Origin of the sequence: Embleya sp. NPDC050493, from assembly GCF_044458105.1 — a bacterium.
Taxonomy (GTDB): Bacteria; Actinomycetota; Actinomycetes; order Streptomycetales; family Streptomycetaceae; genus Embleya.
Genome location: NZ_JBITHP010000020.1, coordinates 105,672 through 130,422, shown reverse-complemented (window position 1 = coordinate 130,422; position 24,751 = coordinate 105,672). Strand labels below are relative to the sequence as shown.

The following is a 24,751-nucleotide window of genomic DNA, read 5'->3' as shown; positions in this document are numbered from 1 at the left end:
GCGCGGGTTTTCGCCCATCACCCCGGCGGCCATACCGCCCCTTGCACGGAGGAAGCTTCGCGCCCATGCCCGAGTCCCGGCACGTCTTTCCAGGGTCCGCAAGGCCCGCAGCCCCCACCGCGCCGACTCCCGCGGCCACTTCGACGACACCGCGCTTCGGTGTCAACTACACCCCCAGCGTCGGCTGGTTCCACCACTGGTTGGACTTCGATCCGGACGTGGTGCGCGCGGATCTGGACTCGATCACCGCGCTGGGGATGGACCACATCCGGGTCTTCCCCCTGTGGCCGCTGTTCCAGCCGAACCGGACGCTGATCCGGCCGCGTGCCGTCGAGCAGTTGGTGGCGCTGGCGGACGCGGCCGGCGAGCGTGGACTCGACGTGAGCGTGGACGGACTCCAGGGACATCTGTCCAGCTTCGACTTCGAACCCTCGTGGCTCCGGACATGGCACCGGCGCAACATGTTCACCGACCCGCAGGCGCTGTCCGGCGAGGAGGAGTATCTGCGGACCCTGGCAGCGGCCCTGGCGGACCGTCCCAACTTCCTCGGCATGACGCTGGGCAACGAGACCAACCAGTTCTCCGGCGACCCGCACCCGGACCCGGACCGGATCAGCTCCGAGCAGGCCGCGGCATGGTTGGAGCGCATGCTCGAGGCATGCGAAACCGGAGCGCCGGGCCGGTTCCACCTGCACTGCTCCTACGACGCGGCCTGGTACCTGGACGACCATCCCTTCACCCCGGCCCACTCGGCCCGCATCGGGGCCGCCACGGCGGTCCATTCCTGGGTCTTCAACGGAACCGCGCAGCGCTACGGCGCGAAGTCGACGGCGTCCGACCAGCACGCCGCGTACCTGATCGAATTGTCGAAGGCATGGTCGGCCGGTGCGCACCGGCCGGTGTGGCTGCAGGAGGTCGGCGCCCCGGCGCCTCACATAGCGGCCGCGGATGCCGCCGACTTCACCCGCAAGACCATCGAGAACGCCCTGGACTGCGAAGACCTGTGGGGTGTCACGTGGTGGTGCTCGCACGACATCGATCGCGCGCTGGCGGACTTTCCCGAGGTGGAATACAGCCTCGGACTGCTGACGCACCACCGGGAGCCGAAGCCGGCCGGTCTGGAGATCGCCAAGATCGTCGACGAGGTGCGCCGGCGCGGCCACCAGCCGCAGCCGCGTACCACCGCCCTCGTCCTCGACCTCCCCGACACCGTGACCGCGCGCTCGACCTGCGGCCCCGGCGGCGCGTACTTCGAGGCGTTCATGCGCCTGGCCGGAGACGGCGTGCGGCCCGCCACCGTGCTGGCCGAGCGTGTCGGGGATCGGAACTACCTGGACACCCGAGGGATCACCGAGATTGTGAGGGTGGGCGACGTCACGGCACGGTGACCCTTGCCGACCCGCCGCCGAACGTTCCTGCCCGCCCAGTACCCACCACACAGCCGCCACCGAATTTGGAGACGCAGCGATGCATGACGACCGGTCTTTGATCGAAAGCCGCCTCAAGCGCGTCCTGGAGGAGCGCGTCATACCCGCGATCTACCCGGAGTCGGTGCCTCTCCGGGTCGGCATCTGGGTCGCGCCCGGAGAGCCGGTGCCGGTGGCCGAGGGGCTGGCCGCACCGCGAACACCCATCGAGACCGGGGCGCAGTGGGGCGCGCCGTGGGGGACGAGCTGGCTGACGGTCTCCGGGACCGTGCCCGCCGCATGGGCCGGGAAGACCGTCGAGGCGCTGATCGATCTGGGCTTCGACAAGAACATGCCCGGATTCCAGTGCGAGGGCCTCGTCTACCGGCCGGACGGTACCCCGGTCAAGGGCCTCAATCCGCGCAATCAGTGGGTACGGATCGCTGCCCCGGCGGTCGGTGGGGAAGAGGTGTTGCTGCATGTCGAGGCCGCCTCCAACCCGGTCGTGCTCGATTACCATCCCTTCCTGCCGACCCCGCTCGGCGAGAAGGAGACCTCCGGGGACGAGCCGCAGTATCGGCTGCAGCGGATGGACCTCGCGGTGTTCGACGAGGACGTATGGAATCTGGTGCAGGATCTCGAGGTGCTCGGTGAACTCATGGCGGAACTGCCCGAGGACTCCGGGCGCCGATACGAAATCCTGCGGGCGATCGAGCGGTCGTTGGACGCGATCGATCTGCAGGAGGTGAACGGCACGGCCGCCGCGGCGCGGTCGCAGCTCGCGGGGGTCCTGTCCGTGCCGGCCACCGCGTCGGCGCACCGACTGAGCGCGGTGGGGCACGCGCACATCGACTCGGCCTGGTTGTGGCCGCTGCGGGAGACGGTCCGCAAGGTCGCCCGGACGACAGCGAACATGACCGCACTGCTGGATGACGAACCGGACTTCGTCTACACGATGTCGCAGGCCGCCCAGTACGAGTTCGTCAAGGTGCACCGGCCGGAGGTGTACGACCGCGTGAAGAAGGCGGTCGCCGCCGGCCGTTTCGTGCCGACCGGTGGCATGTGGGTCGAGTCGGACACGAACATGCCCGGCTCCGAGGCCATGGCGCGGCAGTTCGTGCACGGCAAACGATTCTTCCTGGACGAGTTCGGCATCGAGAACGACGAGGTATGGCTGCCGGACACGTTCGGGTTCGCGGGCGGACTGCCGCAGATCATCAAGGCCGCAGGCAGCAAATGGCTGCTGACACAAAAGATCTCATGGAGCCAGATCAACAAGTTCCCCCACCACACGTTCCTGTGGGAGGGAATCGACGGAACACGCATCTTCACGCACTTCCCGCCGATCGACACCTACAACTGCTCGATGCACGGCCGCGAAATAGCCCACGCCGCACGCAACTTCAAGGACAAGGGCGTCGCCACGCACTCGATGGCCCCGACCGGCTGGGGCGACGGCGGGGGCGGCACCACCCGGGAGATGATCGCGAAAGCCGCTCGGATGCGTGACCTGGAGGGGTCCGCGAAGGTCGTCTGGGAAAAACCCGCGGACTTCTTCGCCAAAGCGGAGGCCGAGTACGCGAACCCGCCGGTGTGGGTCGGCGAACTGTACCTGGAACTGCACCGCGCGACACTGACCAGCCAGGCCAAGACCAAGCAGGGCAACCGACGCAGCGAACACCTGCTGCACGAGGCCGAACTGTGGGCCGCGACCGCCGCGGTACGAACCGGTCACGCCTACCCGTACGAGGCTCTGGACCGAATCTGGAAAACGGTGCTGCTGCATCAGTTCCATGACATTCTGCCGGGCTCGTCGATCGCGTGGGTGCACCGCGAGGCCGAGGCGACATACGCGGTGGTCGCCGCCGAACTCGACACCATCATCGATGCGGCACAGTGCGCGTTGGCCGGCGATCCGGCCGCCGGCGGCGTCATCGTGTTCAACGCCGCACCGCACACACGAGGCGGTGTCGCCCCCGGAGCCGGCGGCCGGCCCGCGGGCAGGTCGGCCGGGTGCAGCCTCTCGACCCGGGACGACGGCGGATTCGTGCTGGACAACGGACTGATCCGAGTGACCGTGGACCAGCGCGGACTGGTCACGTCGGTCCACGACATCGCCGCCGGGCGCGAGTCGCTGGCTCCCGGACAGCCCGGCAACCTGCTGCAACTGCACCCGGACTTCCCGAACATGTGGGACGCGTGGGACGTCGACAAGTTCTACCGGAACACCGTGACCGACCTGACCGACGCCGACGAGGTGACGGTCACCCTGGACACGGAAGAGGCCGTCACGGTCCGTGTGGACCGTTCGTTCGGATCCTCGAAGGCCGTCCAGACGCTCACGCTCACCGCCGGGGCCAAACGCCTGGACATCGAGACCGAGGTCGACTGGCACGAGACCGAGAAGTTCCTCAAGCTGGCGTTCCCCCTCGACATCCACGCCGAACGCTACGCCTCCGAGACGCAGTTCGGGCACCTCTACCGACCGACACACACCAACACGAGCTGGGAGCACGCCAAATTCGAGGCGTGCAACCACCGCTTCCTGCATTTCGACGAACCGGGTTGGGGCGTGGCACTGGTCAACGACTCCACCTACGGCCACGACGTCACCCGGACCGTGCGTGAGGACCACGGCACCACCACCACGGTGCGTGCCTCGCTCCTGCGCGCGCCGCGTTTCCCCGACCCGGAGACCGACCAGGGAACGCACCGCTTCCGGCACGCGCTGGTACCCGGCGCCGTCATCGGCGACGCCGTCCGCGAGGGTTGGGCGATCAACCTGCCCGAGCGCCGCAAAGCGGGCGACACGGAGGTCGCACCGCTGGTGGATATGGACAACGACGCCGTGATCGTCAGCGCCGTCAAGCTCGCCGACGACAAGAGCGGCGACGTCGTCGTGCGGGTCTACGAGACCCGAGGAGGCCGGGCCGAAACGCGTCTGACGGCGGGATTCCCCCACGCCGGCGTCGCCGTCTGCGACCTGTTGGAGCGCCCGGTCGCCGACAGTGAGGGACCCGAACTCGTGGCGGATGGCGCCATCCGCCTGAAATTGCGCCCCTTCGAGCTGGTCACCCTGCGATTCACCCGCCGCTCGACCGGTGCCTGAACCGCCGTCGAGCCGGACAGCCCCCTGAGCGTCCGGCTCGACGGCCCGCCCCTCGACGGGCCGGGAAAACCGTGACCCGGGGCAAGCCGGCTGCGCGAAGCCGTCATCCACCGGATATGTCTTCGCTGCCGTGCCGTGCCGTGTCGTGCCGTTTTGGGCCGTGCCGTGTCGTGCCGTGTCGTGCCATGCCGTTTTGTGCCGTGCCGCGCCACGAGTCACGACCCGCAATGGTCGTCGAGAACGCGGCATCACAGTCGTGGCGACCTGGCCCCCGGGCACACGCCGTCGCGACCTCGGCGAACCGCTCGTCCGGCACCCGTCTGTGGGCACCCGGAGGGCCGACGGAGCGCAACGCGTCCGCCCCTTTGTCCGCCCACCTTCGACGCCACGTCGACAGCGCCTGCGGCGACACACCCGAGCGACGCGCGACCTTGGCGTGCGACACGCCCTCCGCGAACCAGCCGGCCGCCCGCGACCGCAACTTCTCGCGGCGCTCTCGCTCTGCCCGAGGCATTCCCGAATTCCCCATACAACGTTTATGTCCATATATGACACACCGTCAATCGGACTCGGGAACCTCGGTAAAGTCGGCCGCATGGACATGCGAAGGATCGTCGCGGTACTGGCCGAGGAAGCCGAGCAGCAGATCCGGGACCGGACGTGGGAACTGACATCGAGCGACCGTGTTCTCGCCCTGAAGGCCGAGTCCGACTTGCGCGAGGTCGTCGGCCCGCCGGACGTCCAGGAAGCTCTGCCCCGGATCGACCGGCTCGAGCATCTACGGGAAACGCTCGCCGTGTTGGCGATCTGTCTCGCTCGTACTCACGGCCGGATGGCGTGGTTCCTTTCCGGTGCGATCAACGCGCTCGAACCGGTGCTGCGCTGGCGCGCACTGTCCGCCGACGGTGGGGGCAGTTTCGGCACCGTCCTCGCGAGTGCGGAGGAATACGCGGAGGCGGAGGACGCCGTCCGCCGACTCCAGGACGTTCTGGCGTGGATCACTGCGGAGTCGGGTTGAGTGCGAGAACGGGCCGGCGAACCGGTCCCGTTCCGATCGGCGACGAGGCCACCCGCCGAACACTTCCGGCGGATCCTTGCGTGTCGGGCCGTAACAGGGGAGCCCGCGCCTTCGGGGGCTGCCGGGCAGGGGCGATCCGAACATCGAGGGCACCGACGCTCAGCGAACGTTCGTTCCGGATCGCACCCCAACCGCGTCGCGGTTGGTCCGCGCCCGAACCCCGCCCGATGCACCCGGACTGGTCGTGACGCCCGGGGCGGCATGGGTGCGGCCGTCCCCGTCGCCGTCGCCGGAGGCGTGGCGGCAGTTCGACGCTGGACGCAGGAGCACTCGGCTTCCCTTTGGGGTCACCCCGTGGTGCCCGCCCGGCGGATGTTGTGGGGCGGGAACACGGTTGCGGTGTACGCGGAGACACCCGCCGCCGCTTCGGGCTCATCCGGCGCCCCGACAGGCCATGAGGAATCAGCTGTTGCGGCCGTGGTGGGTTACGCGAATGCCCGTTGGGGCCATCCGAGTCGGCGGGTTTCGGCGGTGCTATTGCTCCGGCGTCTGCGCGTGGTCGGCGTGGTCGGCGTGTTCGGTGGCTTCGAGCAGGATGCGGGCCAGGTCCCGAGGTGCGTCGCGCATGAGGTTGTGGCCGCCGGCCAGCGCGTGTGTCTTCCAGGCGGGATTGTCTCGGAGCCGCTCATAGATGGGGGTGAACGGGGACGGCCCGTCCCATCCGGCCGCGTAGACGTAGGTGCGGCGCCGGATGTGGGTGAAGTCCCCGGCGAGGCGGAGCGGTTGCAACAGCGACGCGAGGGGATGGGGGGTGGCGCGCGGGTCGAAGAACGGCAGCGGCCGGACCGCGTGGCCGGAGTCCACCACGTCCATGTACCAACGTCGTTCCTGCTCGGTGACCAGGGACCAGCAGGAGTCGCCGTGCCCGGGGACCATGGCGTCCACGTACACCAGTGAGCGGACGCGCTCGGCGGCGCGGTCTGCGGCGCCGGTGATCACCATGCCGCCGTAGCTGTGGCCGACCAGTACCGCGTCGCGGATGTTCTCGACCTCCAGGACGGCGGTGACGTCCTGGATGTGGGTGTCGAGGTTGACCGTGCCGGGATGTACGTGGCTGCGTTCACTGATGCCGGTCAGGGTCAGGGGGTGCACGGTGTGTCCGTGAGCGCGCAGTTCGTCGGTGAGTTCCGCGAAGCACCAGCCGCCGTGGCACATGCCGGGGATGAGGACGAAGTCGGCCATCGTGGTGTTCCTGTTCTGTCGGGTCGGTGTGGAGAGCGTCATGTCAAGCCTGTGGCGTGGCGGTGGCCCGTTCGGGCCCGGCCGCTGCGCGGTGTCCGTGTCCGGCAGCGGCGAGGTGGGCCGCCGCGGCGCACGGGATCGCGGTTTCACGGCGACCCGGCATGAGGAGACTCCTGAGATAGAACCGATCGGTACTATCCCTGGACCCTAGCAGGCGATCGAACCGCCCGGTACCATCCTGGTCATGCCAGTCCCCAAAGGCTCGACCATCGACCCGGGGCGCACCCGCGCCGCCATCCTGGACGCAGCCACCCCGGTGCTGTACGAGCGCGGCATCGACGGCATCGGCGTCGCCGAACTGTGCACGCGCCTCGGCATCTCCAAGGAGACGCTCTACCGGCACTTCGGCACCAAGGACGGCCTGGTCAACGCCGCGCTGGAGGCCCGGAGCGAACGGGTCACCCGATGGCTGATCGAGGCCGCCGCAGCAGCAGGCCCGGACCCCGCCGACCAGCTCTCCGCAGTATTCGACTCTCTCCAGGAGTGGTACGAGTCCCCGGACTTCCGCGGCTGCGCGATGTTGAACGCGGCCGCCCAGCACCGCAACGAAGCCGTCTTGACCATCACCGCGCACCACCTGGACGGCTACCTGGAACTGCTGACCGGCATCGCCGAACGCGCCGGGACCGCCGATCCCCACACGCTGGGACGGCAGTGGCTCATGTTGGTCGAAGGAGCGACCGCCGTCGCCGCACACCACGACGCGGCAGCCGCGGGGACACACGCCCGACAGGCCGCGCTGACCCTGCTGTCGGCCGCCACCCGAAGTCCCCTGGGCTGAAACCTGCCACGAGACCCGCGACGCCGGGATCCGTGAACCGACGCGCCGTCCGCGCGGCCGGAGTGTCCCGGCCTCCGGCCGGCGCGATGAGTTCAGCCGTAGGACCAGCGCGCACGGCACGTTCAGCCGCTATGGAGCCGGAGACCGACGCTACGGGTCTCGCCTCACCGGGACGCCGGCCCGGCCTGGCGGTCCCGTTTCCGGCCGCCTGTTCGCGTGGGGGCGATGCGGGGTAGATGCTCGCGGTACTCGGTCGCGCTCGCCGTTCCGGGCGGTCGTCGAGGCCGACGCGCGGCAGGGGCACCGACGACGGGCGCCGGCAACCGGGGCCCGGTCCGCAGCGGTTGGGTCAGGTCTGCGGCGGAGGCCGGTGCGGGCGCCGCCAGCGCCAAGGGCAGCAGGACGCCCAGACACGCCACGACCAGGGCGGCCGGCGCGGTCGAGGCCGCGGTGACCGACCACAGCGTGATGCGCGGCCGCATCCGGTCAACGGTTCGGCGGGCCAGGGCGGCAGAACCCAGGGCAGGGCCAAGGGAGCAGCAGCAGGACGATCATCCGCCGCCCTCCAGCAGACGCCGCAACTCGGCTTCGTCCTCGGGGCCGAGCCCCTCGACGAACCGGGCCAGGACGATGCTGCGGTCATCGTCCTGGTCCGATACAGGGCCGGGCACCGTCGCCGGCGCACCCCGCCGCACGCTGCGACGGTGCGTCCGCAGCGCCGGACTCCCTTCCGCAGATGCCCGGTCGGGCACGATGGGCGGGCCGGGCGCGCCCGGGTTGCCACGACGCGACGACTGCTTCGGAGACCGACCGGTTCGGGCTACGCCGCGGCGGCGGCCGGATCGGCGACCCGGCGGTCGAGGGCGGCGGTGAAGGCGCGCAGGAGCAGCGCGGCGGTGGCGGCGAGTCCGGCGAGCAGGCCGAGCCACAGGCCGACGGTGTCCCCGCCGAACCCGAACGCGAACAGGCACGACGCCGGCAGGCCGATCGCCCAGTAGCCGACGAGTGTCATGCGGAATCCGGTCCGGGTGTCGTCGAGGCCGCGCAGGAGGCCGACGCCGATGTTCTGTGCGCAGTCGAAGAACTGCAGGACGGCGGCGACGATCAGCAGACGCGTGGCGATCGTCAGGGCGTCCTCGGAGGTGGAGTCCAGGAACGGGGCGAGGACCAGGTGCGGCACCGCCAGGTACGCGGCAGCGACGGCGGCCATCACGCAGGCCGCGCACCCGAGCGCGGTGCGCATCAGCCGGCGGGCGCGGGCGTGGTCACCGAGGGCGATCTCGCGGCTGACGTTGATCGACGCGGCGTGGGAGAGGCCGACGGCGACCTGGAAGACGATGTACACGAGTTGGTTGACCGCGGTGTGGGCGGCGAGCGCGGCGGGTCCGAACGATCCGGCCATCAGCGCGGTGAAGAAGAAGAACCCGGCCTCGGAGCCGTACGTGGCGGCGATCGGCACGCCCAATCCGACCAGGCGCCGCACGGTGGTACGGTCCGCCCCGGCGGGGTTGAGGGCCAGCAGCGACGCGAGTTCGCGGTCGCGACGGACTGCGGCGTACAGCGCGAGGAACGTCAGCAGGTAGACCCCGGACGTCGCGGCGCCGATTCCGACCAGCCCTGCCTCGGGCAGGATCCAGGTGCCGTGCACGAGGGCCCAGTTCAGTCCCGCGTTGACGGCGACGGAAGCGACCGTGATCCGCAGCAGCGCCTGGGGGCGGCGCAGGCCGACCGTGAACTGGCGCACCACTTGGAACCACAGACACGGCAGCAAGCCGGGGGCGAGGGCGGCGAGCATGTGCTGCGCGCGGCGGGCGACATCGTCGTCCTGGCCGAGCAACGGAAGCGCCTGACCGACCGCGAGCATGAGTACCACGCCCACGACGCCGGCGCCGGTGGCGAGGGCCATGGCGGCGCGGACGACGCCGCGCACCTCCTCGCGGGCGGCGTCCGCAGCCCCGGTTTCGGCGGCCGCGGTGTCCGCGGTTTCCGGTGCGGTCGTCGGCGCCGGGTCGGTGGCGCGCTCGGCCCGGGCCGCGGCCGCGGCGACCTGGTTGCCGACGGAGGTCACCAGACCCACGCCCATGGTGCGCACCTGGTTGAACACGACGATCGCCAGTCCGCCCGCGGCGAGTTCCTCGGTGCCGAGCAGGCCCATCATCACGGTGTCGGTGGTGGTCAGCGCGACCTGGGCGAGCTGGGTGAGGATCAGTGGGACCGCGAGCACGGCCAAGGCGCGGCCGTCGCGTATGAAGGACGTGGACATCGCGTGCTGCGGCTCCTTGCGGTCGGGCAGGGCACCGTAGCAGCCGGGCTCCCGGCCACCCGGGCGCGGTCGGCCGCGCGGCCGAGAACACGGTGCCCTAGCGTCTGCGCTCTTGCACATCAGGGCAAAATTAGGATAGGCACACCTAATCAACTGTGGCTGTGGTTCGAGAACGAGGACGCACCGTGTACGTGAACAGACGTCAACTGCTGATAGCCGGCGGGGGACTGGGGGCCGCAAGCCTCGTCGGTTGCTCGTCCCAGGGCGGCGACGCCCCGGCACCGCAGACCACGGGCGGCACCCCGAAGAAGGGCGGCACGCTCCGCGTGGGTGCGCTGGGCCGGGCCGGGGCGATCACCCGCGACCCGCACGGCACGCAGAGCAACGAGAGCGACTATCTGGTCCTGTCGCTGGTGTTCGACACGCTGACGGTGCCCGCCGCCCAACCCAACACCGCGCCCCGCCTGGCCGCGTCGTGGGAGGCAGGCCCCGACCTGAAGACCTGGCGCTTCAAGGTCGCCCCCGGTGCCCTCTTCCACGACGGCAGCCCGGTCACCGCCGCCGACGTCGTCTGGTCGCTGCGTCGCCTGCGCAACACCAAGTCGGGTGCCTCGCGCCTGCCCGGCATCCAGGCGGACAACATCACCGCCGACGGTGACACCACCGTGGTCCTGGTGTCCGACTACCCCAACGCCGAACTGCCGCTGCTGACCCGGCTGAGCAGCTTCATCCTGAAGAAGGACACCCCGGACGGCGCGCTCGACAAGGCGCCCGGCACCGGTCCGTTCAAACTCGACTGGTACCGCAACGGCAACGCCCGCCTGGTCCGCAACGAGAAGTGGTACGGCGGCGAAGTCCTCCTCGACGCGGTCGAGATCACCATGTTCGAGACCGCGCAGGCGATGTCCAACGCGATCCTCGCCGGCCAGATCGACCTGGCCTCCAACGTCGGCCCGGTGGCCGCGCGCACTGCCGAGACCCGCAAGGACCTGCGGGTCGTGCGCCGCCCGAACGACATGGCCATGCCGATCGTCATGCGCGCCAAGGACGGCCCGTTCGCCGATCCGCGCGTACGCGAGGCCCTGCGCCTGGTCGTCGACCGCGACGCCATGGTCAAGCAGGTCCTGTCCGGCTACGGCACCATCGCCAACGACATCATGGGCACCGGCGACCCGCGCTACGCCCGCGACATCCCCCAGCGCGCCCGCAACCTGGCCCGCGCCAAGCAGCTCCTCACCGAGGCGAACTTCGACCTGGGCAAGACGTACGACCTGATCACCACCGAGGACATCTCCGGACTCGCCGAGTCCGCCACGCTGTTCGCCAACCACGCCCGCGAAGCCGGCATCAAGATCAACGTGGTCAAGCAGGAGTCCGGCAAGTTCTGGGACGAAACCTGGCAGAAGGGCACCTTGTACACGACGTACTGGGGCACCAACGACTCGGTGCTCTTCCTCGGCTCCAAGCTCATGGTCGGCGACGCCGGCCAGAACGAGGCCCAGTTCGCCGACCCGGCCTTCGACGACGCCTACCGTCGCGCGGTCGGCGCCCCCGACGAGGCCGGTCGCGCCGCAGCCCTCGTCGAGGTGCAGAAGATCCAGCACGAGCGCTCCGGCTACCTGCTGTGGGGTATGGCCGACGGCATCGACGTCGCCGCCGGCAAGGTCCAAGGCCTGCCCACCCTGGCCGGATACGGCCGCGTGCAGTTGCAGAGCACGTGGCTGCGCTGACCCCTGGCGCGCCGGCGGCCGGGTCCACCGACCCGGCCGCCGCGGGCCCGCCTGTAGCACCACGCCTCGGCGCCGACCGGGCGCGCCGGGCCGGGCGGGCCGGGCGGGCCGCGCTGCGCGCCGGCGCCGTCCTGCTGCGCCGCATCCTGGTGCTGGCCGCGCTGTCGGCCGTCGTGTTCGCCGCCGTCGAGATCCTCCCGGGGGACGCGGCCACCGCGTCGGCCGAGCGCGGCGACAGCGCCGCCGACATCGCCGCCCGGCGCGAACACCTCGGCCTGGACCGGCCGTTGTGGGAGCGCTTCACGGACTGGATGACCGGACTGCCCACCGGCGACCTGGGCACTTCCGCGCGCGGAGAGAAGGTCGCCGACCTGTTGCGCGACCCGTTCCCCAACACCCTGGCCCTGGCGGGCGCGGCGTTCGCCCTCACGGTCGCCGCGTCCCTGGCACTGGGCTGCCTGGCAGCCGCCCGCCCCGGCACGCGCCCCGACCGCGTGATCGGCCACACCGCCACGACCGCGTTCGCGATCCCCGACTTCGTCCTGGCGACCGGCCTGGTCCTGGTCCTGTCCCTGTGGACCGGCTGGCTGCCCGCGGTTACAGTCGCCGACGCGTCCGGCAAACCCGCCGAATGGACCATGATGATCATGCCGGTGCTCGCCCTCGCCGTCCCACAGACCGGCTGGAACACCCGCATCGTCCGCGGCGCCCTCGCCGACCAGGACGGCGCGCCCCACGTCGAAGCCGCCCGCCTGGACGGCCTGTCCACCAGCCGCGTCCTGCTGCGCCACGCGCTGCCCGGCGCGCTCCCCGTCATCGCCACCGGCATCGCCACCTCGACCGGCATGCTCCTCGGCGGCGCCGTCGTCGTCGAAACCCTCTTCAACTACCCCGGCATCGGCACCGTCCTGGCCGGCGCGGTCGCCGGCCGCGACACCTCGTTGATCGCCGGCTCCGTCGCCCTCGCGGGTGTCGCGATCACCCTCGTCCTCCTCGCCGCCGACCTCGTCCGGGCCAGGACCGCGGGAGCCGGCCGATGACCACCGCCGACACCTCGACCGACACCACCGCAGCCGTGCCCGCCCGCTCCGGCCGGCGCCGCGCCGCGCGCCGTGTGCTGCCCCCGCTCCTCCCGGCCGCCCTCTTCCTCGGCGCAGCCCTCGCCGGACCACGGCTCGCGCCGCACACCATCGACGCCCCGGTGACCGCCACCTACGCCGCGGCCGGCGACGGCGCCCTCCTCGGTGGCGACCAACTCGGCCGCGACGTGTGGTCCCGACTCCTGGACGGCGGAACCGAGTTGATCGGCTGCGCCTTCCTCATCGGCGCCGCCGTCACCGCGGCCGCGGCCCTGCTCGGCTGCCTCGCGGTGCTGCGCCCACGCGCGGGCCGCATCCTCGAACGCGCCGCCGACGTCGCCATCCTCCTGCCGTCCGTGCTGGGCATCATGCTCGTCGCCCTGGCCTGGCCGGACGGCGGACGCTGGGCCGTCATCACCGCCGCCGTCGTCCTGGGCACCCCGTTCGCCGTACGCGTGGTAGCCGCGGCGGCGGCGCCGCTCGCCGCCGCGGGGTATGTCGAAGCCGCCCTGATGCGCGGCGAGTCCAGCCTCTCCATCACCGTGCGCGAGCTGCTGCCCAACCTCCGCGGCACGGTGACGGCCCTGTTCGGACTGCGCTTCGTGGAAGCCGTCTACATCATCTCCACGGCCGCGTTCCTCCAGATCGGCCCGCAACCACCGGAAGCCGACTGGGCGCTGATGATCCGCGAGAACGCCCCCGGCATCCTGCTCAACCCGTGGGCCGTGCTGGCCCCCAGCGCCGCCATCGCCCTCCTCGCGATCACCGTCAATCTCGCCACGTCGGTACTGGCCCCCCGCACCCAGGCGGTGACTTCGGCATGAGACCGCCCACCCCCACCCGTACCGAACCCGGGCCGGACGACGGCACCCGCCACGACACGCGCGCGGCCACCGCCGACGGTGCCGGGAGCACCACGAACGGCGACGCCGCAGACCCGGTGGTCGCCGCCATCACCGCACTCGGCATCCGCCTCCCCGGCGGCCCCCACCTGCTGCACCCGGCCGACGCCACCGTGCACGCGGGGCGCGTCACCGCGCTCACCGGCGCGTCCGGCTCCGGAAAGACCACACTGCTCAAAGCCCTGCTCGGCCACCTGCCGCCCGGCGCCACCACCGACGGCACCGCACGCGTCCTCGGCCACGACGTGCTGCGGCTGGACCGCGCCGCACTGAACCGGCTGCGCCGCACCGAACTCGCCTACGTCGGCCAGGATCCCGGCTCCGCGCTCAACCCACGCATGAGCGTGCGCCGCCTCGTCGCCGAGACCGCCCGGGACCGGACCCGGCCGGCCGTCGAAGCCCTCCTCGCCGAATGCCGACTGCCCCTCGACGGCGGGTTGCCCGACCGTCGCCCCGGTGCCCTGTCCGGCGGTCAGCAGCGCCGCGTCGCGCTCGCCCGCGCGCTGGCCCGCAACCCCCGGCTCCTGTTGCTCGACGAACCCACCGCGGGACTCGACCCCGCGCTGCGCGACGAGATCGCCCACCTCCTGCGCCACCTCGCCGACACCCGCGGACTCGCCGTGCTGATGGCCTGCCACGACCCGGAACTGGTCGGGGCATGCGCCGACGACACCATTGTCCTGGGTACACCCGGCACGACCGCGCAGCCGCCCGCCCCGAAGCCGGTGCGGACACCGACGTACGCGAAGCCACTCGGCGAGCGCACCGCCCCCCGAACCCCCACCGACGTGCGTCCGCTTGTCGAGCCCGTCACCACCGGGGAGCCCGAGCACCACGCACTCGCCGCCCACCGGGTCACCGTCGCCTTCGGCACCGGCCGCGGTCGCCGCCCGGCCCTGGACGGCGTGGACCTCACGCTCCCGGCCGGCGCCGCGGTGTCGATCGTCGGCCCGTCCGGCTCCGGGAAGACCACGCTGCTGCGCGTGCTCGCCGGACTCGCGGTGCCCGACTCCGGCACACTCACCCTGGACGGCGCGCCACTGCGCCCGGCGGTGCGCCGCCGCGGACGCGACCGGCAGCGCCGCATCCAACTCATCCCGCAGAACCCGCTCGCCACCCTCAACCCGAGCCGCACCGTCGGGGCCGCCCTCGCCCGCCCACTGGCCCTGCACACCCGACTCACCCGCGGCGTGCGCACCGCACGCGTCGTGGAACTGCTCGAAGTGGTCGGTCTGCCCGCCGCCTTCACCGATCGTTACCCCGCCGAACTGTCCGGGGGCCAACGCCAGCGCGTCGCCATCGCGCGGGCCCTGGCCGTGGACCCCGACTACCTGCTGTGCGACGAGATCACCAGCGCCCTCGACCCCGACACCGCCACCGCGGTCATGGACCTCCTGCGCACCGTGTGCGCCGAACGCGGAACGGCACTCGCCCTGGTCACCCACGACCACCACTTGGCCGCCGACTACAGCCGGACGGTGCACGTCCTCACCGACGGCCGACTGACGGCCCGCGGCGACACCGCGACCCTCCTGGCCCACACCACGGGGGTTGTCCGCGAGTCCTGACCCGCCGAGCGGTCCGCCGCACGGTCGGGCAGGCGGCGCGTGTCGCGTGTCGCGTGTCGCACCCGAGCACGACACGCGCCCGCGCCCGGGCCGCCGCCGGCCCGGTCCCACCACCGCGACTCAGTCGCACACGACCAGCCGGTATCCGACCCCGCGCACGGTCTCGATCACGGGCCGACCGCCGCCCTCGCCGGACGGTCCGGTCGAGCCCGCGGCCGGGTCGCGACCCTCGCGGGCGATCTTGCGCCGGAGGTAGCCGACAGGTACGCGGCCGCGGTGACCGAGATGAGCAGGAGGCCGGTCGCGTTCGGCACGCGGTGGCCCATTCAGTGGGATCTCGCGTCTTGCCGTGGGAACGGGCGCCGGCTGGGAGGATTGCGCTTCATGAGCGAGTGGGGATTGGCGTTGGTCGGGGCGGGCTCGGCGCTTGCCGGCGGGGTGATCACCGGGTGGTTCGCGCGTAGCGCGGGCGCCAGGCAGGCGGCCGCGGCGCGGCACGCGGGCGAGAGGCAGGCCGAAGCGGCCCGGCACGCGGGGGAGAGGCAGGCGGACGCGCTGCTGGACACGGTCCGCACGACGCTCGATGAGCAGCGAACGGTGCGGGTCATGGAGATTCGCCGGCAGACGTATGTGCAGTTCCTCGAAGCCGCGGAGATCGTCCTGCTGTCGCACCGGACCGGCGCGGGGAGCGCGACCGATTTTCCCACTCTGCAACGGGCTTTCGGCGCGGTGCAGTTGGAGGGTCCCGCGGACGTGGTGCGGACGGCACGGGAACTGGTCGAGGGTCTGCGGGCGGGGCGACCGTTCGACGATCTGGAGCGTGCGAGGATGAGCTTCGTCGAGGCCGCACGAGTTGCCCTGGGCCGTGTGTGAGGGATATCGCGGGATGCGGAACGATGCGGGCCGAGGATCCGGGACTGCTCGAACGCGTGCGCACTTGCCTGCCTGCACCGGCGCTCGATTCGGACGCGTCGACTCCGAGCGTTGGGCCGGCCGGGATCGGTACTCCTGCCGGCACCGGGCGGCCGGGGGCGGCCGGATGCGGCCCCCTTTCGAGCCCGGACCCGACCAGGCTCCGGATTCCCGACCGGCGGGGCCGACACCGCCTTCGGGATCACCCGGTCGCGCCCGAGATCCACGGGAGCGCGAGGAGTTCCCGTATCTTGGGCGCGGCGGTTGCGCCGGCTGATCGCGGCTCCGGAGCCGGCGCGGTCTCCCGCACAGTGACCAGGCTGGGCGGGAAGGTGACGTGTCCGGTGTCGCATGTGTGGTGAAGCGGTGGTTCCGGGTCCGCCGGATCGGTCCATGGGTGGGGGGAGACGTCGGGTGGGTGTTCGGGGCGGGGAGGAGATGTACGAGATGGCCGGCGAAGGAATCGCGACGGGCGATGGGTTCGCCTCCACGAGCGCGGGCAACGTTCCCCGGGCCCACGATGTCGGCGTCGACAACGCGACCGCCGCACTCGCGTCGTGGCCGACACCGCGCCAAGTTCCCCCCTCGCATCGGGATTTCGTCAACCGGGTCGCCGAACTCGCGCTCCTGGAGGAGTTCGTGGCACATGCCATGGACGGGCCCGGGCCCGTGGTGGCCGTACTCACCGGCCTCGGCGGGGTCGGCAAGACCGCGTTGGGCGCGCATTGGGCTTGGCTGGCCGCGGCGCGTTTTCCCGACGGGCAGCTGTACGCCGACCTCGGACAGAGCCGCTACGAGGGGGCGATCGACGTCGGGGGTGTCCTGGGTACGTTCCTGCGTTCCCTCGGTGTCCACGAGTCGCGGATTCCGCCGACCCCGGGTGGGCGGGCCGCCCTGTTCCGGTCCGTGACCGCGGGACGTCGCCTGCTGGTGTTCGTCGACAACGTCGACCACGCCGCCGAGGTCCGTGCACTCCTACCGGCTTCGGGCATGGTGATCGCCACCAGCCGCAACCGTATCGGCGCGTTGATCCTGGACGGGGCCCGCCCCGTCCCCCTGGACCCCCTGGGCGTGACCGCCGGATCGGACCTGGTTCGCCGATGGCTGGGCGAGAGCCGGGCGGCGGACGCCGAACTCGCCGAAATGGTACGACTGTGCGGTGGCCTGCCGCTCGCCCTGCGGGCCGTGGGAGCACGACTGATCGCGCGCCGCCGGCTGAGCGTGCACCGCGTCCTGGCCGAACTCGCCGACGAACACACGGGGCTGGACGCCCTGACCGGTCCGGAAGGGGCGGGCGTGGACCGGGCATTCGACGCCGTCTACTCCAGTTTCTCCCCCACGGCGCAGCGCCTCTACCGGGTCCTGGGCATCCACCCGGGCCCCACCTTCACCTCCGCGCTGGCCATCGCCGCGGCCGGTGAAGACGACGCCGCGGCGCTCGACGACCTGTGGGACGCCCACCTGGTCGAGGAGATCGAGGAGGACGGCTCCCGATATCGCTTCCACGACGTCGCGCGCGTCCATGCCCGCCGATGCGGCCGGAGCGATCCGGAGCCGGCCCGGGAGACGGTGCTGCGCCGCATCGTGGAGTTCTACCGGGTCACGGCCGATGCGGCGGACCGCCTCGTGCTGGGGCCGCGCCTCCGACTCGGTACCGCACCCGAGCCGCCGTCCACCACGGCGCCGGTGCCTCGTCCGTCCTTTCCCGGCCGTGCCGAGGCCCTGACGTGGTTGGACGACGAGCGCTCCAACCTGCTCGCGGTCCTGCGCGCGGCGGCCGAGCGGGGATGGCACGACGCCGTGTGGCGCCTGTGCGAGTCGCTCTGGGCGCTGTATCACAGCCGAAAGCACTACGCCGATTGGATCGAGTCCCACCAACTGGGCATCGCGGCGGCGCAATGGGAGGGGCGACCCGACGCCGAGGTGCGGATGCGGAACCAACTCGCCCGCGCGTTCCACGAGTTGCGGGACTACGACCGGGCCGAGACGGAACTGCGCGGCGCCGAAGACCTCCTGGGCGTGGTGGACGACGCACGCCTGAGCGGCGTCGTATGGGAGACCCGGGGCCTGCTGGAACTCGCAGGCGACAGGCCCGAGAAGGCGGTGGCCCTGTTCACCCGGGCCCGGGAGGCCAACGTCGGAGACACCCACGGGGTCCTGGTCCAGAGCTACAACCTCGGGCAGGCCCTGATCGCCGCCACGCGATACGACGAGGCGCTGACCCTGCTCGACGAGGCCGCCGCGAAGGCCGAGGCGACCGGCGACCACGCCATGCGTCCCCGCATCGATCTCGTGCGGGGACAGGCCTACCGGGGCCTGGGAGCAGTGGACGAGGCGATCACCTGCCTGTCCGACGCCGTCCGCACGGCCTCGGAGCTGGGGCTGTACGCGAAGGAGGCCCAGGCGCTCGAGGCGCTGGTCGACATCGCCGCGCAGACGCACGCCGCCGACGTCGAAAGTGCCGGACGCGAACGGCTACGCGTGCTGTACCGGGAACTGGGAGTAGGGCGGCCCGACACGGCCCCCGACCGCAGCTAGTGCCGGGCGCGGCGCCAGGGGGCGCTCCACTCCGGTGATCCCTCGGTGAAGGCGACGTGGACCTCGCGGTCGCTCGTTCGCACCCGGATCCCCCGGTGCAATGCCGAGGTGTCGCCTCCGCCGGCCAGCCACAGATGGACCGCGGATCCCAGAACGACGGGATCCAACCACGGCCGGTTCGTCCCCCACGTACGCACCGCGCACGCCTCCCACAGGCTCCCGTCCCGCAGCCGCACGAGATGCCTGCCCTCGTCCAGGGCGGCCACCACCACGTTCAACCCCGGGAGTTCGGCCGCGGCCTGCTCCGCCCATGCGGGCGCGGGGGGTTCGGCGAGCGCCTCGGTGCGCACCAGCACCTCCGCGCTCTGCGGCATCTTCGCCGGTTTGCGCATCCCACGCCAGGGCCGGGCCCGTCGTGGGATGTGTGGCCAACTCCCGCCGTCAGAATCCGAGCATGCCGGGGGAGTCGATGTCGACGGTGGCGATGCCGGGTGGGTAGGCGTCCTCGCGGGTGGTCAGCAGGATCGACATGCCGGTGAACTCGGCCCGGGGGAGGGCGCAGTACAGCGCGTGGTAGGTGTCCGGGCCGCCGAGGCCGTCGCGGATCATCGTGCCGACCGCGACGGAGGCGACCGTTTCCAGGGGGTCGACGTGCACGCTCGACAGTGTCAGGACCCGGTGGGCGACGCCCTGCGCGTCGGCCTCGGCCTGCACGAGGCACAGCGCGGGGACGATCAGGTGGTCGCCGGGGTGCGGGCCATGTTGCCGGCGAGCAGGCCCCCTGGTGGAGCGACCTCGCCGCGCATCTCGCAAAGCACCGCCACCCGATCTACGCGGCGGACACGCCGCTGTGCGCCATTCGCCGGGTGTGCCCGCCCTGATCGCCGCCCCGTCGGTCCCGTTGGTGTGAATTCAGGTGGTACGCGGCGATTCACGGCTCCGGTGACGCGATCATGGGGCCGGTGGGGCCATGTGGACGCCCCGAGGAAGGCAGGCGATCTTGTATCTCACCGTTCGTGTTCTCGAGGGGGCCGCGGCCGGGGCCTTCATGGCCTCGTCGTGGGCGGACCTGTATCGGCAGGACCCGCGGGCGACGCCGTATCAGTCATCGGCGTGGCTCACCGGCTGGGCGCGGGAACTCCCGCCCGCCGCTCGCCCCGTGGTCGCCCTGTGCGAGGGTCCCGCCCGGCAGATTCTCGCCGCCCTGCCGTTGGTCGACGACCGGGCGGGAACCTCACCGCGGACGTACGCACTGTCGGCGCCGATGGGGGAGTACGTCCGCGCGGTGGGCCCGGCGGCCGAGGACCCGTGGGTGTCGGCGTCCCTCGCCCGCCACCTCGAACGACTCGCCTTCGACGGCCACCGGGTCGACTTGGCGGGCGTGCCTGCCGACTGCGCACTCGCCCGGGAACTCGCGCCCGCCGGCCCCGCCCGCGAGCGACCCTGGCGCACCCGCGTCCTCGATCACGCCGAAATCAGCCTGCCCCTCTCCTACGCGCAGATGTCCCGCTCGACCAGACGCGAGCACACACGCCGCCAACGCACCTGGGACGAACTCGCCCGTTTCCACAAGGTGACGTACCGGCGTACCCGCGACAGCGACGAACTCCTCACCGCCTACGCCGTCCTCGCCCGCCTGCACGCGCTGCGATGGACCGGCCACACCACCCCCACCGGCTCACCCCACACCCCCGACGCCCCCCACTGGCCGGCCGTACTGCGGCACTGCGGCGCGGACATGGCGTTCATCGCCACCCTCGCCCTGGACGGCGACATCGTCGCCGCCCAACTCTGCCTGACCCGACACGACCGCGCATACTCCGTCGTGCCCGCGATAAACCCCCTCCACAAGGACCTCGCTCCCGGCCACGCCCTCCTGCGCCACCTCGCACAGGACCTGGCCACCGACGGATACGCCTACCTGGACCTGGGCCGCACCGTACCCGGCCAGCACGCCTACAAGGACCAGTACCGGCCCCGCTGGAGCGAGACCCTCTCCGCCGTGAGCACACCCCTGTGCGCCGACCCCGACACGCCGAACCAACCCGTACGACTACCGGATCCCCGAGCGCTGTTCACTCCCTGATCCGGCCGATCCGACCCGGCACGCCCGGAGCACACTCGCGACCTTCGACTCGGCGCCGCTCGCGCGGCGGCGAAAAGGCCGTACGCGTTCACTGGCAGGCGTCCCGGACTCCGGCGATCGCACCTGCCGGAGTCGACGTCGAAGACCCGGCCGAGCCGCCGCCGCTCGCATCACCGGTGAACTTCCCGACCGGCACCCGCGCCGTGACGCCCAGCCGGTGTCGCTCGTATTCGTCGTGCTCGGCGAGTGCGATGCCCGAGCGGGGTGCCGTCCGTATCAACTTCGCGCCCGTCGTGGGGCTTGGGGCACGGAGTGCTCCTGCCGCAGGGTGCACCTGGTCGACGACGCGTTCGGAGCGGAGAGCCCCGGGATCGGCGGGCTTGGGTTCCGGGTTCCCAGGAGCCTTCTCGCCGTCGGATTTGGCGCGTCTCTCGAATGCGCGGGTGATTGCGAACGGGTTTACGCAGGGCGGGTATTGCGCCGTGCCGAAGATGTACGGCAGGCCGCGGGCGAGCGAGGTCTGCGGGTCGCGGGTTGTGATCGCGTGCAGGCGGGCGTCCAGCGGGTGCGTCTCCTCGGGGGTGGCCGGCCGCAGGGGACGGTGGTCGAGGTCGCCTCGGCGCCAGTCGCGATCGCGGAGTGGTCGCCGTACTCGCCCACCGTGATAGTCAGGTCGGACGCGGACCGCTGGGCCTGTGATTGTCGGTCCCGTCACGCCGTTGCGAGCGCCCGTGAGGAGGACGCGAGCGGCGGGGACGGCGTCGTGGCGATGCGTGCGTGCCCCGAGCGCATGAACTCGGGGTTCCGGACCGGCTGCGGTTTCGTGGGGGACGAGAGTCGGGACCCGGGTCGCGAGGAAGCTGCGGCACGCCGCGTTCCTCGGGTCGCGCCTACGCGTCGGTGACGGCCTTGGCGTCGCGGCCGCGACGCCGAGGCCGTCAGAACACGCTCCTCGAATCGTCCCAGGGCCAGGATCAGGGCAAGAAGGACCGGCGGGATCGTCAACACGATCACAACTCCTGCCGGGCCATGGGCCAACGTCACGTCGCGTCCTCCTGGGGGGATACGTCTGTCACACCCCTGGCCAAGGCGTGGGCGCATGCGCCGTCACATGAACGAACGAACACAGGTGTGGTTTCGGACGGCGTTTCGTCGATATGCACGAGTGCGCCCTGCCCGCGTGCGGCATCGACACACTCGAACAGCGGGCTTCTTCCTGCTTGTCCGACGGCCTGACGAGATGCTGCGGACACGGTGGGAGAGGTCGACGTCCGGTCACCGCCCCGCCCCCGGGCTCGACCGCGTCGGAGACCGGCGAGCCAGGATGGGGCAGCTCACGCTGTCGACGATCCGCCCGCGCGAGCGAGTCGACGTGGATGCGAAAAGGCGATGATCCCAGCGAGCACCCCGGGTCGCACCGTCCGAGCACCCATGTACGGCCGGCCTCTCGCCTCACCGGATTCCGCCGCCGTGGTGATGGTCTCCCGATGCGAACGTGCCGGCGGTAGGCGATAGGCACCAGCGCGTCGTCGGACCGGATGCGCGCGGTGAGACGGCGTAGGTCGCGGCGACGAAGGCGGTCGCCGCCGCGGTGTGCCCCGAGGGAAACGATGAACTGTCCGGCCGACCGTGGACATCGTCGTGGGGAACAAGTTCCCTCGGAGGTCCGGACGATCACACGTGTGTCCATGGGATGGCCGCCCGTGGCCCGGTACTCGGCGGCCGGGGGGCGACCGGCCTGTCACTCGGCGGGGTCCTCGAAGGCCACATCGACGCGTTCGAACGACTTGTAGGTCTCGGTGACGGCGTAGGACTCGTAGGCGCGTCGGTCCGCGGCGCTCAGCCGCGCGTGATCGGTGAACGGAGCGAGAAGGCTGCGGGGCCACAGCCGGTTCACCCGCACGGAGACGGCTTCGGCCGCCCAGACGAATACCAGTGCCCCGAGGTAGATCCAGGTGATCAGCCCCAACACGATCGCGAACAGTCCGTAGGTCGCGGTGCTGCCGCGCAGGAGGTGATCGACGTAGTACGCGGCGGCCCAGAGCAGCCCCTGCCACACACACGCGGCAACGATCGCCGCATGCGCCAACGGTCGCAGAGCAACGGAGCGGTCGGTGAGCAGCCGGTAGGCCGTCAGGATCATCACCGCGTTCAAGGCGGTCGACGCCACGGCCGCCGCCACACTCGGCACGATCCCCGACACCACGCCCACGTCGGGGCCGTTACCGGTGGCGGTACCCGTCAGCACGGTGCTCAGGGCGACGCCCACCGCCAGTGCGGAGATGAGCAGGAGACTGTACAGGCGGGCGCGGATCGGATTGGGTCGGCGGTGGCGCGGGACCGCCCAGATCTTGTCGAGCGCGTTGCGCGCGGCCTGCGCGACCCCGAGCGCGCCGTAGAGGCTCCCCACAAGACCGACGGCGATCCCCCAGCCGTTGCCGCGGAGCGAGTGGATGTTCGTACCGATCTGATCCCCGATCACCGGAAACTGGCGCAACGCCGAGTGGAGCACCCGCTCTTGGAGCTCCGGATTGTCGCGCAGCGCGAAACCCAGGGCGGTGACCAACAGGAGCAACAGCGGAAACAACGACACGAACGCGTAGTAGGTGATCAGCGCGGCCAGATACGTTCCCTGGTCGTCGACGAACTTGTAGATCACGGCGAGGGGGAACGCGGCCCACCTTCGGCGGCGTTGGAAGGCGTCCAGACGCGGCGCGAGAGCCACCGCCCGTACATCCTGCACATCGTCGTCCGTCTTCATCGCGAAGAGCCTGCCCAGCCGGCGGACTTCCATCACACCGGGCGCCCACCTCGTGTCGACAGGCCGTGACGGGTCACACCCGTCGGCGTCTGCCGCCGGGGGTGCGGGTGGGACACCGCGACATGCCGTCATGGGCGCAGCGCGCACACGGCCCGACTCATCCGTGACCGGAGGCCGTGTCGTTGGCGACGTTTGTCGTCCGCCTTGGGACCACGCACCGAATCCGCCCATCTCCGGCCCGCGGTTGCGGTCGCCGGCGCCCCCACGAATCCTTCGGCCGCGTGCGAGAGGCGTATCCAGCGCCACGCGACACTCACCTCCGCAGCGAGCGAGGCCCAAAGCTCCTCCCGAGCACGGGAGTCGGGGAAAGGAACACCGATGCCGCGCGGTTGCGGGCAGGGGCGCCCTTCGTCCATCGAATGGCACTGCGCATCGCGTTACCACCGGCAGCAGCAACCCTCCTCGGTTGCGCAGGCCATGGCCGGGCTCGCGGTACCCAGCGTGAGGGTCGCCGCCACGGGTAGGCGTTTCGGCACGGAGACACGGTGAGAGGACAACGATGGCCGAGGGCATGCGCGCGGTAGGGTGGGCGAAGGCCTTCCCCGTGAGTGGCGGGGTGGAGGCGGGACGGCGTTGGACGCGAGAGCACCTTGCGTCCTTGAAGTGGATGCAGGATGCTCCCGAGGCCGTGGATGACGTCGTCCTCACGGTTTCCGAGTTGCTGACCAACGCGCACGTACACGCGCACAGCACTGCGCATCTCGTCCTGTCATGGGACAGGCGATGTCTGCACGTCTACGTCAGCGACACCGGTCCGGGCATGCCCACCCCAGGTGATTCGGACACGACGAAGGTTTCCGGCCGCGGACTCGCGATTGTCGACGCGGTGGCGGACGAGTGGGAGATGCTCAGGCACGCCGGTGGCAAGGCGATATACGCCTGCTTCCATCCACCCGGGCAAACCGATCCTCACGCCACGAGCTGACAGCAGGCTCAGGGCATCGACGCGGGAGAGGTCACACCGGACGTCGGCTCCCGGACCGCGCCGCGCCGCGTGCGCCACCCTGACCGACCCGCGCGCGGCCACACCGACCGGCCTGGGCTGCCGCGTGTGCGAGCGCCGCGACTGCCCCCAACGCGCCTACCCCGCCGCCGGGCACCGCCCGGCCGTGGACGAGAACCGCACCACGCACGTCCCCTGTCGGGCGCTCTCGCAGCCGCTCGACGGGCGTGCCTGTTTCACTTCGGAATCCCTGGTCTTGGCCCACCACCTCGGCCGACCTGCCGCCGTACACA

General features: G+C 71.5%; 19 protein-coding genes and 1 pseudogene. 13 read left to right on the top strand and 7 right to left on the bottom strand.

Translation table 11 applies throughout. From position 1 onward, the window contains the following. Positions 1–65 precede the first annotated feature (65 nt). Together ACIBM5_RS31735 and ACIBM5_RS31730 are read left to right on the top strand one after the other, a co-directional pair. Positions 66–1,388 (top strand): glycosyl hydrolase, encoded by a 1,323-nt coding sequence (locus ACIBM5_RS31735; RefSeq protein ID WP_396010020.1) that lies wholly within the window; start codon positions 66–68, stop codon positions 1,386–1,388. A gap of 79 nt (positions 1,389–1,467) precedes the next feature. After that, complete coding sequence (locus ACIBM5_RS31730) at positions 1,468–4,515, top strand: alpha-mannosidase (RefSeq protein WP_396010019.1); 3,048 nt, start codon at positions 1,468–1,470, stop codon at positions 4,513–4,515. 103 nt (positions 4,516–4,618) lie between these two features. Here the strand turns inward: ACIBM5_RS31730 and ACIBM5_RS31725 are convergent, their stop codons facing one another. Next, the gene (locus ACIBM5_RS31725; protein ID WP_396010018.1) at positions 4,619–5,029 is read right to left on the bottom strand and encodes a helix-turn-helix domain-containing protein; all 411 of its coding nucleotides are present in this window, start codon (positions 5,027–5,029) and stop codon (positions 4,619–4,621) included. Between the two features lie 81 nt (positions 5,030–5,110). On the opposite strand from ACIBM5_RS31725, the gene ACIBM5_RS31720 reads away from it, so the two are divergent. Beyond that, positions 5,111–5,533, top strand: coding sequence for a hypothetical protein (locus tag ACIBM5_RS31720; protein WP_396010017.1), 423 nt, complete (start codon positions 5,111–5,113; stop codon positions 5,531–5,533). Between the two features lie 534 nt (positions 5,534–6,067). Here the strand turns inward: ACIBM5_RS31720 and ACIBM5_RS31715 are convergent. Next, complete coding sequence (locus ACIBM5_RS31715) at positions 6,068–6,817, bottom strand: alpha/beta fold hydrolase (RefSeq protein WP_396010016.1); 750 nt, start codon at positions 6,815–6,817, stop codon at positions 6,068–6,070. A 202-nt stretch (positions 6,818–7,019) separates the two neighbouring features. Here ACIBM5_RS31715 and ACIBM5_RS31710 point away from each other — a divergent pair, with 202 nt between their 5' ends. Further along, positions 7,020–7,616, top strand: a complete 597-nt coding sequence (locus tag ACIBM5_RS31710) for a TetR/AcrR family transcriptional regulator (RefSeq protein ID WP_396010014.1) — start codon at positions 7,020–7,022, stop codon at positions 7,614–7,616. A gap of 164 nt (positions 7,617–7,780) precedes the next feature. Here ACIBM5_RS31710 and ACIBM5_RS31705 read toward each other — a convergent pair whose 3' ends face one another. Further along, the gene (locus tag ACIBM5_RS31705; protein WP_396010013.1) at positions 7,781–8,098 is read right to left on the bottom strand and encodes a hypothetical protein; all 318 of its coding nucleotides are present in this window, start codon (positions 8,096–8,098) and stop codon (positions 7,781–7,783) included. A gap of 338 nt (positions 8,099–8,436) precedes the next feature. Beyond that, on the bottom strand, positions 8,437–9,879 hold the full coding sequence (locus ACIBM5_RS31700) for an MATE family efflux transporter (RefSeq protein ID WP_396010012.1): 1,443 nt from the start codon (positions 9,877–9,879) through the stop codon (positions 8,437–8,439). A 185-nt stretch (positions 9,880–10,064) separates the two neighbouring features. On the opposite strand from ACIBM5_RS31700, the gene ACIBM5_RS31695 reads away from it, so the two are divergent. The 6 genes from ACIBM5_RS31695 to ACIBM5_RS31670 all read left to right on the top strand — a co-directional run bounded on the left by ACIBM5_RS31695 (position 10,065) and on the right by ACIBM5_RS31670 (position 18,608). Continuing rightward, entirely contained in the window at positions 10,065–11,609 is a 1,545-nt protein-coding gene (locus tag ACIBM5_RS31695; protein ID WP_396010011.1) for an ABC transporter substrate-binding protein, read from the top strand. Continuing rightward, the gene (locus ACIBM5_RS31690; RefSeq protein WP_396010010.1) at positions 11,597–12,649 is read left to right on the top strand and encodes an ABC transporter permease; all 1,053 of its coding nucleotides are present in this window, start codon (positions 11,597–11,599) and stop codon (positions 12,647–12,649) included. Before ACIBM5_RS31695 ends, ACIBM5_RS31690 begins: the two co-directional genes overlap by 13 nt. Next, the gene (locus tag ACIBM5_RS31685) at positions 12,646–13,512 is read left to right on the top strand and encodes an ABC transporter permease subunit (RefSeq protein WP_396010009.1); all 867 of its coding nucleotides are present in this window, start codon (positions 12,646–12,648) and stop codon (positions 13,510–13,512) included. Before ACIBM5_RS31690 ends, ACIBM5_RS31685 begins: the two co-directional genes overlap by 4 nt. Next, a complete protein-coding gene (locus ACIBM5_RS31680; protein WP_396010008.1) occupies positions 13,509–15,158 on the top strand; it encodes an ABC transporter ATP-binding protein in 1,650 nt (549 codons plus the stop codon). The genes ACIBM5_RS31685 and ACIBM5_RS31680 overlap by 4 nt, the downstream gene beginning before the upstream one ends. Before the next feature lie 384 nt (positions 15,159–15,542). Continuing rightward, positions 15,543–16,031, top strand: coding sequence for a hypothetical protein (locus tag ACIBM5_RS31675; RefSeq protein WP_396010007.1), 489 nt, complete (start codon positions 15,543–15,545; stop codon positions 16,029–16,031). 486 nt (positions 16,032–16,517) lie between these two features. Then, a complete protein-coding gene (locus ACIBM5_RS31670) occupies positions 16,518–18,608 on the top strand; it encodes a hypothetical protein (protein ID WP_396010006.1) in 2,091 nt (696 codons plus the stop codon). Here the strand turns inward: ACIBM5_RS31670 and ACIBM5_RS31665 are convergent. Both ACIBM5_RS31665 and ACIBM5_RS31660 read right to left on the bottom strand, forming a co-directional pair. Next, positions 18,605–18,982, bottom strand: coding sequence for a hypothetical protein (locus tag ACIBM5_RS31665; RefSeq protein WP_396010004.1), 378 nt, complete (start codon positions 18,980–18,982; stop codon positions 18,605–18,607). The two genes, ACIBM5_RS31670 and ACIBM5_RS31665, sit on opposite strands and share 4 nt — an antisense overlap. Positions 18,983–19,049: 67 nt before the next feature. Beyond that, entirely contained in the window at positions 19,050–19,322 is a 273-nt protein-coding gene (locus tag ACIBM5_RS31660; RefSeq protein WP_396010002.1) for a hypothetical protein, read from the bottom strand. A 334-nt stretch (positions 19,323–19,656) separates the two neighbouring features. On the opposite strand from ACIBM5_RS31660, the gene ACIBM5_RS31655 reads away from it, so the two are divergent. After that, complete coding sequence (locus tag ACIBM5_RS31655) at positions 19,657–20,694, top strand: GNAT family N-acetyltransferase (RefSeq protein ID WP_396010001.1); 1,038 nt, start codon at positions 19,657–19,659, stop codon at positions 20,692–20,694. 1,741 nt (positions 20,695–22,435) lie between these two features. Here the strand turns inward: ACIBM5_RS31655 and ACIBM5_RS31650 are convergent. Next, the gene (locus ACIBM5_RS31650) at positions 22,436–23,488 is read right to left on the bottom strand and encodes a YihY/virulence factor BrkB family protein (protein ID WP_396010093.1); all 1,053 of its coding nucleotides are present in this window, start codon (positions 23,486–23,488) and stop codon (positions 22,436–22,438) included. Between the two features lie 634 nt (positions 23,489–24,122). Between ACIBM5_RS31650 and ACIBM5_RS31645 the strand changes: the two genes are divergently transcribed. Further along, positions 24,123–24,440, top strand: a complete 318-nt coding sequence (locus tag ACIBM5_RS31645; RefSeq protein WP_396010092.1) for an ATP-binding protein — start codon at positions 24,123–24,125, stop codon at positions 24,438–24,440. Between the two features lie 79 nt (positions 24,441–24,519). After that, positions 24,520–24,681 (top strand): annotated as a pseudogene (locus ACIBM5_RS31640) (short-chain fatty acyl-CoA regulator family protein); the annotation flags it as partial. Between the last annotated feature and the right edge of the window lie 70 nt (positions 24,682–24,751).